Annotated in this window: 14 protein-coding genes, 1 tRNA gene and 1 pseudogene; 9 read left to right on the plus strand and 7 right to left on the minus strand. The window is 67.5% G+C overall.

Translation table 11 applies throughout. The features are described from left to right. Positions 1–15: 15 nt before the first annotated feature. Positions 16–88 (plus strand) — tRNA-Ala (locus PW734_03190). 80 nt (positions 89–168) lie between these two features. On the opposite strand, the gene PW734_03195 is transcribed toward PW734_03190, so the two are convergent. Then, positions 169–1,302, minus strand: coding sequence for a thioredoxin family protein (locus PW734_03195; protein MDE1170205.1), 1,134 nt, complete (start codon positions 1,300–1,302; stop codon positions 169–171). Between the two features lie 84 nt (positions 1,303–1,386). Here PW734_03195 and PW734_03200 point away from each other — a divergent pair, with 84 nt between their 5' ends. Further along, positions 1,387–1,995, plus strand: a complete 609-nt coding sequence (locus tag PW734_03200) for an HD domain-containing protein (GenBank protein ID MDE1170206.1) — start codon at positions 1,387–1,389, stop codon at positions 1,993–1,995. Here PW734_03200 and PW734_03205 read toward each other — a convergent pair. Further along, positions 1,984–3,000 carry a low specificity L-threonine aldolase gene (locus tag PW734_03205; protein MDE1170207.1) on the minus strand — a complete coding sequence of 339 codons (1,017 nt, stop codon included), beginning with the start codon at positions 2,998–3,000 and terminating at the stop codon, positions 1,984–1,986. The genes PW734_03200 and PW734_03205 overlap by 12 nt on opposite strands. A 107-nt stretch (positions 3,001–3,107) precedes the next feature. Between PW734_03205 and PW734_03210 the strand changes: the two genes are divergently transcribed. Further along, positions 3,108–3,959, plus strand: a complete 852-nt coding sequence (locus PW734_03210) for a methyltransferase domain-containing protein (GenBank protein ID MDE1170208.1) — start codon at positions 3,108–3,110, stop codon at positions 3,957–3,959. Between the two features lie 16 nt (positions 3,960–3,975). On the opposite strand, the gene PW734_03215 is transcribed toward PW734_03210, so the two are convergent. From PW734_03215 to PW734_03230, 4 genes and pseudogenes are all read right to left on the minus strand, one after another. Next, positions 3,976–5,139 (minus strand): NAD(P)-dependent alcohol dehydrogenase, encoded by a 1,164-nt coding sequence (locus tag PW734_03215; GenBank protein MDE1170209.1) that lies wholly within the window; start codon positions 5,137–5,139, stop codon positions 3,976–3,978. 172 nt (positions 5,140–5,311) lie between these two features. Further along, a complete protein-coding gene (locus tag PW734_03220; GenBank protein ID MDE1170210.1) occupies positions 5,312–6,283 on the minus strand; it encodes a cation diffusion facilitator family transporter in 972 nt (323 codons plus the stop codon). Positions 6,284–6,290: 7 nt separating this feature from the next. After that, the gene (locus PW734_03225) at positions 6,291–7,106 is read right to left on the minus strand and encodes an SIS domain-containing protein (GenBank protein ID MDE1170211.1); all 816 of its coding nucleotides are present in this window, start codon (positions 7,104–7,106) and stop codon (positions 6,291–6,293) included. Between the two features lie 110 nt (positions 7,107–7,216). Next, positions 7,217–8,143, minus strand: a pseudogene (locus tag PW734_03230) (class II glutamine amidotransferase). A 579-nt stretch (positions 8,144–8,722) separates the two neighbouring features. Here PW734_03230 and PW734_03235 point away from each other — a divergent pair. Genes PW734_03235 through PW734_03260 form a run of 6 tightly spaced genes read left to right on the plus strand, consistent with a single transcriptional unit; the run spans position 8,723 to position 14,769 of the window. After that, on the plus strand, positions 8,723–10,027 hold the full coding sequence (locus tag PW734_03235) for a glucose-1-phosphate adenylyltransferase (GenBank protein MDE1170212.1): 1,305 nt from the start codon (positions 8,723–8,725) through the stop codon (positions 10,025–10,027). A gap of 21 nt (positions 10,028–10,048) precedes the next feature. After that, positions 10,049–10,963: an AmmeMemoRadiSam system protein B gene (amrB, locus tag PW734_03240; protein ID MDE1170213.1), complete on the plus strand. Its 915-nt coding sequence runs from the start codon at positions 10,049–10,051 to the stop codon at positions 10,961–10,963. Positions 10,964–11,004: 41 nt separating this feature from the next. Further along, the gene (gltX, locus tag PW734_03245) at positions 11,005–12,327 is read left to right on the plus strand and encodes a glutamate--tRNA ligase (protein ID MDE1170214.1); all 1,323 of its coding nucleotides are present in this window, start codon (positions 11,005–11,007) and stop codon (positions 12,325–12,327) included. Beyond that, on the plus strand, positions 12,324–12,917 hold the full coding sequence (locus tag PW734_03250) for a CDP-alcohol phosphatidyltransferase family protein (protein ID MDE1170215.1): 594 nt from the start codon (positions 12,324–12,326) through the stop codon (positions 12,915–12,917). The genes gltX and PW734_03250 overlap by 4 nt, the downstream gene beginning before the upstream one ends. After that, positions 12,914–14,344 (plus strand): ribosome biogenesis GTPase Der, encoded by a 1,431-nt coding sequence (gene der, locus PW734_03255; GenBank protein ID MDE1170216.1) that lies wholly within the window; start codon positions 12,914–12,916, stop codon positions 14,342–14,344. The genes PW734_03250 and der overlap by 4 nt, the downstream gene beginning before the upstream one ends. Next, positions 14,341–14,769: a hypothetical protein gene (locus PW734_03260; protein ID MDE1170217.1), complete on the plus strand. Its 429-nt coding sequence runs from the start codon at positions 14,341–14,343 to the stop codon at positions 14,767–14,769. The genes der and PW734_03260 overlap by 4 nt, the downstream gene beginning before the upstream one ends. Before the next feature lie 4 nt (positions 14,770–14,773). Here PW734_03260 and PW734_03265 read toward each other — a convergent pair whose 3' ends face one another. Next, positions 14,774–15,181: an EVE domain-containing protein gene (locus PW734_03265; GenBank protein MDE1170218.1), complete on the minus strand. Its 408-nt coding sequence runs from the start codon at positions 15,179–15,181 to the stop codon at positions 14,774–14,776. Positions 15,182–15,215 lie beyond the last annotated feature (34 nt).

The following is a 15,215-nucleotide window of genomic DNA, read 5'->3' on the forward strand; positions in this document are numbered from 1 at the left end:
AGAGTTCCGTTTGAAGGGGTCTTAGCTCAGTTGGTAGAGCGCCTCAATGGCATTGAGGAGGTCAGGGGTTCGAATCCCCTAGGCTCCATGAATTTTCTTCCGAAAATTCATGGAAGCCGAAAGCCGAGCGAGGCGGAAATCCCCCGGGCGTCGGTTACCCCGTCCCTTTCACTCCGCCTTCAGCAATTCCGCATGCCCCGCCCGGGTCAGATGCTCGTGGAGCATCGCCCGCGTCTTCTCCGACTTGTCCATGGCAAGAATCTTCCCCACCAGCTCCCCGGCGTCGTCCAGCTTTCCGGCGCCCGCTAGGGCCTCCGCCTCGATGGCGCCGTCCTCCAGGACATAGGCGTGCAGCCGCTCGCGGGCATTCTCGGGAAGGGCCTGCTGGCTGGGGCTCTGCGCGGCGTTCAGCATGGCGGCGAATTCCGCCTGAAACGTGACATAAGGCCGCGCCTCCACGGCATCCCCATACCTCTTCGCCTCCAAGAACTGCCTGAAAACCAGCTTCCCCACCAACGGACGGCGCGGATCACCGGGAGGCAGCGCGTCGAAATAGGCCAGGACGGCCTGCTTGCCCTCCAAGGCATCCGTCAACGCCACGAAGTCGAGCAAGGCCCCCATGTCGGCTCGGTTTTCTTCCAGTTTTTTTCCCGCTGCCTTTCGCCGCGTCTGCAGCGCTTCTTTGGCGGGGGCATAGCGCTTTCCCAATTGGCCGATGCTCATCGTCAAAAAGCTATCCCTCACTCCAACCATCGCGGGAACCTGAGCCATCCCCACGTCGTAGCACCAGAGGTATTCGGCCAGCGCCTCCTGGTCTTTGCCTTCCCGGACCAGCTCCTGCCCCAGCTGGAAGCGCGCCTGCGCCGTCTTTTGGGCGTCCCCCTGCGCCTTTTCGACCGCCTCCTGCGCTCGCATGAAGCTCGTCTTGCCCGATAGGGAGGCCAGGAAATCGGCCTGGAATGTTTTAGCGTCCCGATAGCCAACCAACCCGTCGATCATGGTGCCGTCCGGCTTGATCAGCGCCACCGTCGGGTAGGCGTGGACGTTGTACCGCTGCGCCAAGGGAGCCTCCTTTTCCGCGTCGATGCGGAGCGCCACCGTCTTTTCCCGAAGAAGGCCAATGACGGCGGGGTCCTTCCACGTCGTCTCGTCCAGCATCTTGCAGGGCTGGCACCAGGTCGTGAAAAAGTCGACGAGGACAATTTTGTTTTCCTGGGCCGCCCGCAGAAGGGCCGCGTCAAACGAAAGGTCCTGGAACGGCTCCGCCGCAGAATTGAAAACCCACGCCAGAAAGAAACCCAACCCCAGCCATGCACCTCGGTTCACGGGAAAAGGCTGCCCTGTGTGGACGCTGGGAAAAAGGAAATCCTGGGCCTAGTTTTCCCCATGACTACCGTCCAAAAGAAAGCCGTCCTCCAGGCCGCCGCCGCGTACGTCCGCCGGAAGTGCCTCAAGGAATCCTCCGGCCACGACTGGAGCCACATCGAGCGGGTCCACCGGCACGCCCTGCGGCTGGCGCGGGAGGAGAAGGCCGACCTCTTCGTCGTCGGCCTGGCCGCGCTCCTCCACGACATCGCCGACCACAAGTTCCACGGCGGCGACACGGAGATCGGCCCCCGGACGGCGGCGGCCTGGATGAAGCGCCGCCGCGTGCCGCCGGAGACGGTCGCCCATGTCGCGGAGATCATCGGCACGATGTCCTTCAAGGGCGGCAAGGACCGGCCGCCCATGCGGACGCCGGAAGGAAAGGTCGTCCAGGACGCCGACCGGCTCGACGCGCTGGGCGCGATCGGCATCGGCCGGGCGTTTGCCTACGGCGGCTACGCCGGACGGGCGATGTACGGCACGGAGGGCGCGACGCTCGACCACTTCCACGAGAAGCTCCTCCTCCTCAAGGACCGGATGAACACGCGGGCGGGCAAGAAGGCGGCGCAAAAGCGCCATGCCTTCCTGCTTCTCTACCTCAAGGCGTTTGAGGCGGAATTAGCCGGCTAAATCGGCGGCCAGCTCCCGCACGGCTTCCTCCCGCGTCGCCCAGGAGCACATGAAGCGGGCGCCGTCGCCCATGAAGGTGTAGTAGGACCAACCCTTGGCCGCCAGGCGCTGGTGGGCCTCCGGCGGGAGCTTGAGGAAGACGGCGTTGGCCTCCACGGGATAGAGGACCTCCACGCCGGGGACGCCGCGCACCAGGCTTTCCAGGAGCCGCGCGCAGCGGTTGGCCTGCTCGGCCCCCTTGCGCCAGGCGTCGCCCTCCAGCATCCGCACCCAGGGCGCGGCCAGGTAGCGCATCTTGGAGGCGAGCTGCCCGGCCTGCTTGCACCGGTAGCCGAATTCCTGCGCCAGATCCTTGTTGAAGAAGACGACGGCCTCGCCGAAGCCGATGCCCTGCTTGGTGCCGCCGCAGCAGAGGACGTCGACGCCCGCCTGCCAGGTCAGCGCCTTGGGCGCCGCGCCGAGGGCGGCGACGGCGTTGAAGAAGCGCGCCCCGTCGACGTGGACTTTCAGCCCGTGCCGCGCGGCGGTCTGGCAAAGGACGCCGATCCGCTCCGGCGTGTAGACGGTGCCCAGCTCGGTGGGCAGGGAGAGGGAAAGGACGCGCGGGCGGGGGTAGTGGATGTCGGTCCGCTTGGTGACCAGGGCCTCCACCTCCGCCGGGGCCAGGCGGCCGTGCTCCCCCTTGGCCAGGAGGAGCTTGGTGCCGTTGGAGAAGAACTCCGGCGCGCCGCACTCGTCGGTCTCGATGTGGGCCGCCTCATGGCAGATGACGCTGTGGAAGGGCTGGCAGAGGGAGGCCAGGGCCAGGGAGTTGGCCGCCGTGCCGTTGAAGACGAAGAAGACGTCGCAATCGGTTTCGAAAAATTCGCGGAAGAGGTCGGCGGCCCGCTGGGTGACCGGATCGGTGCCGTAGGAGGGGACGAAGCCGGCGTTGGCCTCCCGGAGGGCCTCCCAGGCCTCCGGGCAGACGCCCGCCGTGTTGTCGCTGGTAAACTCGTAGCGCATGGGGGGTTCAAAGATACCTAAAGCCGGGCATGGGTAAAGGGGGTGAAATTACCTCCCTCAAAGACCCTCGCCAATGGCATGGCGCCAGCTATAGAAGGGAGAGACGCATGGACGCCCAGCTGCCCGTTTTCTATTCCCGCCCCGGCCTGCAGGTCGATGTTTACGACGCCGAGTGCCGTTCCTCCTGGTCCGCCAAGCACGACGACGCCTCCTTTTACCTGGAAGAGGCGCGCCGCGCCGGCGGCCCGGTCCTGGAACTGGCCTGCGGGACCGGCCGGATCACCTTCTCCCTCCTCTCCGCGGGGGTCGACGTGCACGGCCTGGACAACAGCGAGCCGATGCTCAGGCTGGCCAAGGAAAAGCTGGCCCAGCTCCCGCCGGACAAGGCGGGCCGCCTCCACCTTCACCTGGCGGACATGACCGACTTCGACCTGGGGCAGAAATTCTCCCTCATCATCATCGCCTACCGCTCCTTCCAGTGCCTTCTCACGCCGGAAGCGCAGCGCCGGTGCCTGCAGAAGGCGCGGGAACACCTGGTGCCGGGCGGCAAGCTGATCGTCGATATCTTCGACCCTCTTCTCAAGTACATCGCCCCCGGGCAGCAGACCGGCATCTTCCAGTCCCGCACCATGGCCCACCCCTCCGGCAACCAGGTCGTCGCCGAATGCCTGAAGCGGGAGAACAACGTGATGCCGCAGATTTTCAAGGAGCACTGGCGCTACGTGGAAAAGAGCGCCCAGGGGAACGTGCTGCGGCAGGTCGACCAGGTGCTGGAGATGCGCTGGACCTTCCGCCACGAGTTCCGCTACCTGGCCGAGCTGTGCGGCTTCCATCCGGAGGCGGAGTATTCCGACTTCCACCGCAACCCGCCCGCCTACGGCAAGGAACAGATCTGGATCCTGCGCGCGAACGGGGCGCCCGCCGGGGCCGCCGTCCCCCCTCCCCTGCCTCCGGCCTAAGCCGGAGCCTTCGGTTTTAGGCGTCCTTCCTGAGCGACGCCATGTCGATGACGAACCGGTAGCGGACATCCTTCGCCACGACCCGGTCGTAGGCCCGGTTGATGTCTTGGATGGGGATCAGCTCGACGTCAGCCTTGATGTTCCGCGCCGCGCAGTAATCGACGACTCTCTGCGTCTCCGCAATGCCCCCGATGACCGAACCGGCCACGCTTGCCCGCCCAAAGGCCAGCTCCATGCCGACCAAACCCTGAAGCGCGTCCATCGCCCCGACGTTGACCAGGGTCGCGTCGAGCTTCAGGAGGCTTAAGAAAGGCTGCATGGGAAAGGCCTGCGGCACGGCGGCGATCAGCAGGTCAAACTTCCTGGCGTGCCGCTTCATCGCCTCCGCGTCGGTCGACAGCACCGCCTCCCGCGCGCCCAGGCGCGCGGCATCGGCGATCTTGCCCGGGGTCGTGGTAAAGACGGTGACATCCGCTTTGCGGGCGGCGGCCAGCTTCACAGCCATGTGGCCCAGGCCGCCCAGGCCGATCACGCCGACCTTTTGGCCCGCCGCCAGCTTCCAATGCTGCATGGGAGAAAACGTGGTGATGCCCGCGCAGAGCAGCGGGGCGGCCGCCGCCAAATCCATGCCGGGGGGGATGCGGATCACGAAGTGTTCCGGCACGACCATCTTGTCCGAGTAGCCGCCGTAGGTGAATCCGCCCAGGACCGGGTCGGGCGAGTTGTAGGTGAAGGTGGCGCCCTTGAGGCAGTTCTGCTCCCGGTCCGCCTCGCAGTTCTCGCACGCGCCGCAGGAGTTGACCATGCAGCCCACGCCGCCGATGTCGCCGGCCTTGAACTTGGTCACCGCGCTGCCGACCTCCCTCACCCGCCCCACGATCTCATGGCCGGGGACGCTGGGGTATTGGGTCGGCATCATCGGCACCCACTCGTTGCGGGCGGTGTGGATATCCGAATGGCAGACGCCGCAGTAAAGCACGTCGAGCAGCACGTCATGGGGACCGATGGCCCGGCGTTGGATCCGCATCGGCCTGAGCGGCTCCTTCGGGCCGGACGCGCCATAGGCGCGGGCAAAAAAAGGAGCGGCCGCCTCAGCCGCCGGGGAGGCCGCGGCCAGGCTTCCCAAAAAGGGGGCGGCGGCCCAGGCCGCTCCGGTCATCAAGAACTTGCGGCGCTCCATTCGCGGGGAGCGGTCTTCTTGGGGAAAGCTGTCGTGGCTGGCACACATGCGGGTCTCCTTATGCCCGCGGGCGCGGGCGGGGGTTGAATGGAGGGAATATAGCCCCGGCGGGGCGTCTCCGCCATCGGCAGAAGACGCCAAACCACTAGCAATAGGCGCCGAAAAAGCCGGCTTACGCGTGCCCGTGGTGGGCGTCCGGACACTGGTCCGGATCGACCTGCACGGTGACGTGCGCGATACCGAAGCGCTCCCGCAGCCGCGTGTGGATCGCCGGAACGAGCGCGGCGGCTTCCCCGCCCGGCGCGCAGCGGACGTGCAGGGTGACGAGGGCCTCCTCCATGGTCATCGACCAGGCGTGGACGTGGTGGACGTCGGCCACGCCGGGGAGCGCCGCCACTTCGGCCCGCAGGGCGGAGATGTCCAGGCCTTCCGGCGCGCCTTCCAGGAGGATGTGCGCGGCGGAGCGGACGACGCCCCACGCCCCCTTGACGATGACCAGGGCGACGGCGATGGAGAGGAGCGGGTCGATCGGCGACCAGCCCGTGCCCAGGATGATCCCCGCCGCCGCGATGGCCAGGACGGAGCCGATCAAATCCCCCAGGACGTGGAGCCAGGCGCTGCGCATGTTCAGGTTCTCCCGGCTGCCGCCGTGGAGGATGAGGAACGACCAGACGTTGGCCAACAGCCCGGCGACGGCCACCCCCAGCATCGGCCCGCCCAGGACGGGGGACGGGTTGCGGAAGCGGTAGGCCGCCTCCCACAGGATCCAGGCGGAGACGGCCAGCAGGGTGCAGCCGTTGACGAAGGCGACGAGGACTTCCAGCCGCTTATAGCCGTAGGAGCGGGCGGCGTCGGCCGGGCGGCGGCCCAGGCGGCAGGCGGCCCAGCTCATGCCCAGGGCGATGGCGTCGGAAATCATGTGGCCCGCATCGGCCAGGAGGGCCAGGGAGCCGGAGAAGAGGCCGCCGGCCACCTCCAGGATCATGAAGGCGAAGATGATCCAGAAGGCGCGGGCCAGCCGCCCCTCGTCCGTCACGCCCGCGGCGTGGCTGTAGCCGTGGTGGTGATGGTGGCCTTCGTGATCGTGGCCGTGATGATCGTGGCCGCACGCGTGATCATGGTTGTGGTCGTGATCGTGGCCCATGGCGGCGTTATTCGACGGTGACGCTCTTGGCCAGGTTGCGGGGCTTGTCGATGTCCCGGCCCAGCGCGGCGGCGGTGTGGTAGGCCAACAGCTGAAGAAGAACGGATGCCAGGATCGGCTGGAGGAAGGCCGGAGCCTTCGGGATATAGAGCACCTCGTCGGCCATGGAGGCGATGCCCTCGTCCCCTTCGCTGGCCACGGCGATGACGGAGCCGTTGCGGGCCTTGATTTCCTGGAGGCTGGAGACGTTCTTGTCGTAGACGTCGTCCTGAGTGCAGATGAGGACGGCGGGCGTCGCCTCGTCGATGAGGGCGATGATGCCGTGCTTCAGTTCCGCCGAGGGGTGGCCCTCCGCCTTGATGTAAGTGATTTCCTTCATCTTCAGCGCCCCTTCCAGGGCGACGGGATATTGCTGCAGGCGGCCCAGGAAGATCATGCTCTGGACGCTCTGGTAGCGCTCGGCGATGTCACGCACGGCGTCGCTCTGCTCCAGGACGCGGGAAACCAGGCCGGGGAGATGCTCGATGGCCTCGATCATCTCCTTCCCCTGCACCTCGGAGAGGCGGCGGCGGCGGCCCAGGAAAAGCGCCAGGAGGGTGAAGATCATCACCTGGCTGGTGAAGGACTTCGTGGCGGCCACGCCGATCTCCGGCCCGGCGTGCATGTAGACGCCGCCGTTGGTCTCGCGGGCGATGGAGCTGCCCACGCGGTTGCAGATGCCGAAGACGCGGAAGCCCTTGTTCTTGGCCTCGCGCAGGGCGGCCAGGGTGTCGGCCGTCTCGCCGGACTGGCTGACGGCGAAGAAGAGGGTCTTGCGGTCCATCGGCGGGTTCCGGTAGCGGAACTCGCTGGCGAAATCGACCTCCACCGGGAGGTCCCGGCGAGGGATTCGATCAGGTATTCGCCGACCAGGGCCGCGTGGCGGGCGGTGCCGCAGCCGACGATGACGATGCGCTCCACGTCCCGCAGCTCCGCCTCCGAAAGGACGGAGAGGCCGCCGAGCTTGGCCGTCGACCCGGCCACGTCGAGGCGGCCGCGGAAGGCCTCCCGCAGGGCCTGGGGCTGCTCGAAGATCTCCTTGAGCATGTAGTGGGAGTAGGCGCCCAGCTCGGACTGGGCCTCGATCGGGTCCACCTCGCTGATCTCGTACTGCGGGGCGGTGCCGGAAAGGGAGGTGATGGCGAAGGAGCCCGGGGTCAGGCAGGCGATGTCGCCGTCGTTGAGGTAGACGACCTGGTTGACGTGCCCGGCGATGGCCGTCACGTCGCTGGAGAAGAAGTTCCCCTCCTTGCCGATGCCCAGAATAAGCGGGCTGCCGCGCCGCGCGCCGACGAGCTCTTCCGGGGAGTCCTGGTGGATGACGGCCAAGCCGAAGGTGCCCTGCACTTCCTGGAGCGCCTGCTGGACGGCGCTCAGGAGGCGGGAAGGGGTGCCGGCGGGAATCGCGTCGTAATAGTGGCCGACCAAGTGGGCCAGGATCTCCGTGTCCGTCTCCGACTTGAAGGCGTGGTCGAGGGCCAGGAGCTTCTGCCGCAGGGTGCGGTAATTTTCGATGACGCCGTTATGGACCAGGGCCAGGCGGCCGGAGCGGTCGGTGTGGGGGTGGGCGTTCGTGTCGCTGGGGACGCCGTGGGTGGCCCAGCGGGTGTGGCTGATGCCGATGTGGCCGGGCAGGGGCTCTTCCCGGACGAAGTGTTCCAGGACCTGGAGGCGGCCCTCTTTCTTGGCCAGGTGAAGGCGGCCCCCCTTCAGCGTGGCGATGCCGCTGGAGTCATAGCCGCGGTATTCCAGACGGCGCAAGCCGTCCAGGAGAAGGGGTTGCGCCTCTTTTTCGCCGAGATAAGCCACAATGCCGCACATGGGAAGGCCAGCTTAGCCCGTCCCCGGAAGCCGCCGCAATGGGTTTCTGGCCTTCCCTCGGGGATCCAAGGGGGGCTGAGCCCCCCTTGCGTCTGTAAAAGCCCGGGCCGGTGGGCGCCGCGCGGGCTGCCGGCGCACGCAAAGTTGGGCCCTGGGGGTGCTTCCTGCCCTGGGACATGAGAGCGGCGCCCCATTCCGTCTCCGGTCTATGGGTCGGGGCCCGCCGGTCCGGCAGGGGGGTGGGTCCGCCCGGGCAGCGGCCCGCCGGGCGAAGAGAAAGCGGGTAAGTCCAATCCCCATCCCAGAGTAAGCCCACGACGCACTCAACTGAGCCGGAACGGAACCGGGCGGCCCTAAGTACCGCGCCAGCGCAGGAAACGAAGCAAGGGCCCAACTTTAACGCGCCAGCGCCAGCGCGCCGTCTTCCGAACAAAACGCTTACAGACGCAAGGGGGGACGGATGTCCCCCCTTGGATCCCCCTCCCGGTCGGCCCGGCCCTGGCGCGATGGCCAGTCCGTCCGGCCCTTTCCTGAATGTACCCCCTTGCCAACCGGCCACGGCCTCCTAATGGTACCACCATGGAATCGACGCCTCCCCTGGTCTCCTCCCGCGACGTGCTTTCGGTGATCCTCGGGGGCGGCGCGGGGACCCGGCTCTTCCCCCTCACGCTCGACCGCTCGAAGCCCGCCGTTCCCTTGGCGGGCAAATATCGTCTCGTCGACATCCCGATTTCCCTCTGCATCACCTCCGGCTTCCGCCGCATCTTCCTCCTCACCCAGTTCAACAGCAGCTCCCTGCACCGCTACATCCAGCAGGCCTACCGCTTCGACCAATACACCCACGGCTTCGTGGAGCTGATGGCCGCCCAGCAGACGCCGAAGGGCGCCGCCTGGTACCAGGGCACGGCCGACGCCGTGCGGCAGAACCTCCAGCACTTCGACAACCACCCGCACGAGCTGGTCCTCATCCTCTCCGGCGACCAGCTCTACCGGATGGACTTCCGCAAGCTGGTGGCCCAGCACCTCCAGTCCGGCGCCGACGTGACCGTGGCGACCATCCCCGTCGGCCCCGCGGAGGCGACCGGCTTCGGCCTGATCGAGATCGACGGGGAAAAGAAGATCCGGCGCTTCGTCGAGAAGCCGAAGGACCCCGCCGTCCTCAAAACGCTGGAACTGGGCCCCCAATTTCTGGAGCAGATCGGCGCCTCCGCCGACGAGCCGCGCTACCTGGCCTCCATGGGCATCTACATCTTCAACCGCCACGTCCTTAAGCAGGCCCTGGAAGGCACCAAACCCGACTTCGGCAAGGACATCCTCCCCAGCCTCCTGCAAACCCACAAGGTCCACGCCTACCTCTACAACGGCTACTGGGAGGACATCGGCACCATCAAGGCCTTCTTCGAAGCCAACCTCGACCTGTGCGAGGAGATGCCGAAGTTCGACTTCTTCGACGCCTCCTCCCCCATCTACAGCCACAACAGCCCGCTGCCCGGCTCCAAGGTGACGCGCAGCCAGATGGAAAAAGTCGTCCTGGCCGACGGCTGCATCGTCATGGACGCCCACCTGGAGCGCGTCGTGGCGGGCATCCGCAGCCGCATCCACAGCGGCGCCACGGTGAAGAACGCCATCCTCATGGGCCAGGACTTCTACGAGAGCGACGCCCAGGTCCGCGCCGCCGAGGCCCAGGGCCTGCCCCGCCTGGGCATCGGCCACAACACCTACGTCGACCGCGCGATCATCGACAAGAACGTGCGGATCGGAAACGACGTCCGCATCTCCCCCGAGGGGAAGCCGGACAACCACGACGGCCCCAACTACTTCATCCGCGACGGCATCGTCGTCATCCCGAAGGGAGCCGTCATCCCGCACGGGACCGTGATCTAGGGCGTCCCCATGGCCTGCGCGATGATCGGAGCCCGCTGCGCCGGGACCTGCTATCCGACAGAGCCGGAGGCCGCCCTCGACTACTTCCGCGCCTTCTTCGGCGGAGCGGACGGCGCCCCCTGGGAGCCGGACGCGGAGAAGGACCTGCCGCCGCCCCGCGCGATCGTCACCCCCCACATCGACTTCCGCGTCTCCCCGCGCGCCTACGGCCACGCCTTCGCGCCGTGGCTGCGGCGGCCCGCGGAGGCCGACGTCTACCTGATCCTCGGCGTCGGCCACCGGGCCAGCCTTCCCTGGAGCCTCGACGCGCGCCCCTACCGGACGCCGCTCGGCACCGTCCAGGTGGAAAAGGCCCTGGGGGAGGAAATCGCCGCCGCTTGCCCCTTCCCCTTGGCCGACCTGGAAGCCCACGTCGGCGAGCACTCGATCGAGTTTCCCCTCGTCCTCCTCCAGGCGCTGCGGAAACTGCGCGGCATCGAGCGGCCCTTCACCTTCCTGCCCGTCCTCTGCGGCGGGCTCTTCCCGGAAGTGGCCGCCGGAAAGCCCCCCGGCCCGCAAAGCCATTCCGCCCGCTTCGCCCGCGCGGTGGGGGAGGCCGCCGCCCGCTACGGCAGGCGGCTCCAGACCATCGTCAGCATCGACGGCTGCCACGTCGGCCCCCGGTTCGAGCACCCCTTCCCCGTCGACCAAAAGATCCTCAAAGACTGCGCCGTCTGGGAAGAGCTCCTCTGGCGGCACGTCGAGGCGCGGGACCTGAACGGCTTCTTCGCCCACCTGGGGCAGGACGGCAACGCCCGCTACTTCGACGGGGTCGGCGCCCTCACCCTCCTCATGCAGATGCCCGGAGAATTCCGGCTGGCGCGGACCCATTACGAGCAGTGGTTCGCCGCGCAGGACGCCTCCGTGGTCACCTTCACCAGCGGCTGGGTGCAATAGGGCTGGCGGGCCGCCTCGGCGGAGGCTAGCGTGGCGGCTCCATGAGTTCCGTCCGCGTCCGCTTTGCCCCCTCCCCCACCGGCCTCCTCCACATCGGCGGAGCCCGCACCGCCCTCTTCAACTGGCTCTACGCCCGCCACACCGGCGGCAAGCTCATCCTCCGCATCGAGGACACCGACGCCGCGCGCAACACGCAGGAAGCCGTCGACATCATCTTCAAGGGGCTCCAGTGGCTCGGCCTGGACTGGGACGAAGGCCCGGACAAGGGCGGCCCCTACGGCCCCTACTTCCAGAGCCAGCGCAACGACATCTACAAGAAATACGTCGACCGCCTCCGGGAGGAGGGAAAAGTCTACGAGCACGAGGGCGCGCTCAAGCTGAAGATCCCCCGCACCCCCATCGTGGTGCCGGACCTGGTCTGCGGCGACGTCACCTTCGACCGCGCCAACGACCAGGACCTCGTCCTGGTCCGCAAGGACGGCTCCCCCGTCTTCCACCTGGTCAACGTCATCGACGACATCGAGATGAAGATCACCCACGTGATCCGGGGGGAGGAGCACCTCTCCAACACGCCGAAGCACCTGGCCATCTTCGAGGCCCTCGGCCTGCCCGCGCCGCGCTACGCCCACATCCCCATCATCCTGAACACCGACGGCTCCAAGATGAGCAAGCGGGACCAGGGCGCCTCCGTGGGGGACTACATCGCCGCCGGCTACCTGCCGGAGGCCGTGCGCAACTACCTCTGCCTCCTCGGCTGGTCGCCGAAGGAGAACCGCGAGATCATCGACATGCAGGAGGCGATCGAGAAGTTCGACCTGCCCCAGATCAAGCGCGGCAACGCCGTCTTCGACACCAACAAGCTTTTCTGGCTCAACGGCGAGTACATGCGCAAGGCCCCCATGGAGCGCCTGGAGGCCCTGGCCGTCCAGCTCCTCACGGAGGCGGGCGTCCTTCCCGCCGGCCATGACCCCGCCTACCTGCGCGCCGCCCTGGCCATCGTGCAGGAAAAGATCAAGTTGGGCCGCGAGCTGCCGGAATGGCTCAGCTACTTCTTCCAGGAAGAGTTCGCCTTCGACCCCGCCGCCGTCGCCAAGGTCTTCACGCCGGAAGGCCTGGCCAACCTGACGCGCCTCCGCGCGGAATTGGAAAAGGCCGACGACTTCACCGCCGCCGCCCTGGAAACCCGCTTCAAGGCCCTGGCCGAGGCGGAGGGCAAGAAAGTCGGCGCCTACATCCACCCCGTCCGCCTGGCCGCCAGCGGCCGTTCCGTGGGCCCCAGCCTCTACCACCTCCTGGAAGTGCTGGGGAAGGCCCGCGTCCTGACCCGCATCGACCGCGCGCTCGGCGCCCACGCCCCCGCATGACCTGGGCCAACCGGATCACCATCGGGCGCATCCTCCTGGTGCCGGTCTTCCTGGGGGCCCTCCTCTATTACGCGGAGGGCGACCAGCGCGGCGCGCCGGACGAGCGGCTGCGGCTCCTCGCCTTCGGCCTCTTCCTTTTGGCCGCCGTCTCCGACGGCGTCGACGGCTACCTGGCCCGCCACTGGAACCAAAAGAGCCGCCTGGGCACCATCCTCGACCCCCTGGCGGACAAGCTCCTGGTCTTCACCGCCCTCGTCTCCCTCTCCGTCGTCCACTACCGGTCGATCCCGGCCTTCCCGCTTTGGTTCCCCGTCCTGGTGGTGAGCCGGGACGTCTTCCTGACCGTCGGCGCGCTGACGCTCCACTACCTCCACCACCCCGTGGAGGTGCGCCCGCACTGGACGGGGAAAGTCTCCACCTGCCTGGTCTTCGCCGCCATCTGCGCCGCCCTCCTCAAGCTTTCCATAACCCGCCTCCTCTGCGACGCGGCGGGATTCTTCACCGCCGTCTCCGCCCTCTTCTACCTGCGCGACGGCCTCCACGCGCTGGAGGCCGGGCCCAAACAACCCCCACACCCTCCCCACGCATGAAGACCGTCGCCATCGTCGGCCGCCCCAACGTGGGCAAGTCGGCCCTTTTCAACCGCCTGACCGGAAAGGAAATTTCCCTCGTCCACGACCGCCCCGGCGTGACCCGGGACCGCCTGGTGGCCCCCTGCCGCTTTGACGGAAGGGCCTTCGAGCTCGTCGACACCGGCGGCATCGGCCTGGGCGACCGGGAAGGCTTCGCCGCCGCCATCGCGCAGGAGGTGGAGATCGCCCTGGAGACGGCGGGGGAAATCATCTTCGTCGTCGACGGGCGGGAGGGGCTCACCCCGCTCGACCAGGACATCGCCCGCCAGCTCCGCCGCATGGGGGAAAAGCGGGAAGGGCGGCGCGTCTTCGTCGCCGTCAACAAGCTCGACACCGAGGCCCTGGGCGAGCGCGCCGACGAGTTCCACCGCCTCGGCTTCGAGGGGGTCTACCCCATCTCCGCCGCGCACGGCCTGGGCGTGCAGGAACTTTTGGAAACCCTCACCGAGGGCTGGCCCACGGAGGAGGAGGCCGCCGCCCGGCCGGAGCAGCCCCTGCGCCTGGCCTTCCTGGGACGGCCCAACGTGGGCAAGTCCTCCCTGGTCAACGCCCTCCTGCGCGACCGCCGCACCCTGGTAAGCGACGTGGCCGGGACCACGCGCGACTCCGTCGACGTCCCCTTCCGCTGGAAGAACCGCCCCTTCACCCTCATCGACACCGCGGGCATGCGCCAGCGCCGGAAAGTCTCCGATCCCCTGGAGGTGAAGATGACCGGCCGCAGCGCCCACACCATCAACCGCGCCAACGTCTGCGTGCTGACCCTGGACGCCACCGCCGGCGTGCAGATGCAGGACAAGAAAATCGGCGGCCTCATCGCCGAGGCCGTCCGCCCCTGCCTCATCGTCCTCAACAAATGGGACGTGGTGCAGGAACAGGGAGACGCGGGAAAGAAGCGGGAGCAGGAATACCTCAACGCCCTGCGGCACGACCTCTTCTTCCTGGAATACGCCCCCGTCCTCTTCACCAGCGCCAAGAGCGGCGAGCGCGTGGAGCATATCCTGCGCGCCGTGGAACGGATCGAAAAAAGCCGCCGCGCGCGCATTCCCACCGCCGCGCTCAACGAGACGCTGCAAAAGGCGCAGGAACGCTACCTGCCCCCCTCCGTGGCCAACCGCCGCTTCAAGCTCTACTACGCCACCCACCAGCTGGACGACGACAAGCCCCATCCCGTGCCGACCCTCGTCGCCTTCGTCAACAGCCGCAAGCTCCTCCTCCCCGCCTACCAGCGCTACCTGGAGCTGAAGGTGCGGGAGAAATTCCCGCTGGAAGGCTGCCCGATCCGCTGGGTCTGGCGGGAAAAGGAGACGCTCGACCCCTCCACCCGCGTTTCCAAAATCATCGGCAAGCAATCCGGCCGGGCCGAGTCGGCCCGCAAAAAACGGTGAGGCGCCTTTTCCTTACCCTCCTCTCCCTTTTCGTCCTGGCGGCGGCCCTGCGCGCGGAAGACCTCGACCCCGCCCGGGCCATCGAGAAGCGGGGCAGCCTGGCCATCAGCGACGGCTTCTCCTACTACCTCTTCCGCAAGGACGGCACGTTCGAGTCCAAGCCCCTCGGCTTGAGCGGGCGCACGATCGAGGGCACCTGGGAAAAAAAACCGGGCCGGAAAACCTTCGTCATCCAGGGAAATTGGGGCTGGGTCAACGGCGTCGGCCCCGCCCACGACCGGCGCCGGATGGTCCTTTCCATCAGCTCCGGGGAGTTCCGGAAGGAAAACGACATGGAACGCCACTGCGTCTGGGGCGACGTTTTCAAGGGAGAGGTCTTCAAGCCCAACTCCTTCCTCATCGGGGAAGTCACCCCGCTGGACTAACCCTTTACAGGCCGCCCAGCCGCTCCAGGCGGTCGGCCTCCGCCTCCGCCAGAGGGACGACGGAGAGGCGGCTCTGCCGCACCAGGGCGATCTCCTTCAGCTTCGGATCGGCCTTGATCCGGTCCAGCGTCACCGGCTTCGGCAGAGCCTTCACGGCCGCCACGTCTACGCACGACCAGTCCCCCTCCTCCGCCGTGGAATCGGGATAGGCCTCCTTAGCCACCTTCGCCAGGCCGACGACGGCCCGCTCCTCGACAGAATGGTAATAGAAGAGGCGGTCCCCCTTCTTCATGGCGCGGAGATTGTTCCGCGCCTGGAAATTGCGCACGCCGGTCCAGGCGGTCGTCTTGTCCTTCACCAGCTGGGAGAAGGGGTAGGAGGTCGGCTCCTGCTTGATGATCCATGAGGCCATAGGCCTCACAGGAAAGAGGCCGGGAGGCCACCGG

It is taken from the genome of Verrucomicrobium sp., from assembly GCA_028283855.1.
Taxonomy (GTDB): Bacteria; Verrucomicrobiota; Verrucomicrobiia; order Methylacidiphilales; family GAS474; genus GAS474.

Coding starts and splice junctions, on each gene's coding strand:
- PW734_03200 (MDE1170206.1), top strand. CDS start 1,387: ATGACTACCGTCCAAAAGAAAGCCGTCCTCCAGGCCGCCGCCGCGTAC.
- PW734_03205 (MDE1170207.1), bottom strand. CDS start 3,000: ATGCGCTACGAGTTTACCAGCGACAACACGGCGGGCGTCTGCCCGGAG.
- PW734_03210 (MDE1170208.1), top strand. CDS start 3,108: ATGGACGCCCAGCTGCCCGTTTTCTATTCCCGCCCCGGCCTGCAGGTC.
- PW734_03215 (MDE1170209.1), bottom strand. CDS start 5,139: ATGGAGCGCCGCAAGTTCTTGATGACCGGAGCGGCCTGGGCCGCCGCC.
- PW734_03220 (MDE1170210.1), bottom strand. CDS start 6,283: ATGGGCCACGATCACGACCACAACCATGATCACGCGTGCGGCCACGAT.
- PW734_03225 (MDE1170211.1), bottom strand. CDS start 7,106: ATGGACCGCAAGACCCTCTTCTTCGCCGTCAGCCAGTCCGGCGAGACG.
- PW734_03235 (MDE1170212.1), top strand. CDS start 8,723: ATGGAATCGACGCCTCCCCTGGTCTCCTCCCGCGACGTGCTTTCGGTG.
- amrB (MDE1170213.1), top strand. CDS start 10,049: ATGATCGGAGCCCGCTGCGCCGGGACCTGCTATCCGACAGAGCCGGAG.
- gltX (MDE1170214.1), top strand. CDS start 11,005: ATGAGTTCCGTCCGCGTCCGCTTTGCCCCCTCCCCCACCGGCCTCCTC.
- PW734_03250 (MDE1170215.1), top strand. CDS start 12,324: ATGACCTGGGCCAACCGGATCACCATCGGGCGCATCCTCCTGGTGCCG.
- der (MDE1170216.1), top strand. CDS start 12,914: ATGAAGACCGTCGCCATCGTCGGCCGCCCCAACGTGGGCAAGTCGGCC.
- PW734_03265 (MDE1170218.1), bottom strand. CDS start 15,181: ATGGCCTCATGGATCATCAAGCAGGAGCCGACCTCCTACCCCTTCTCC.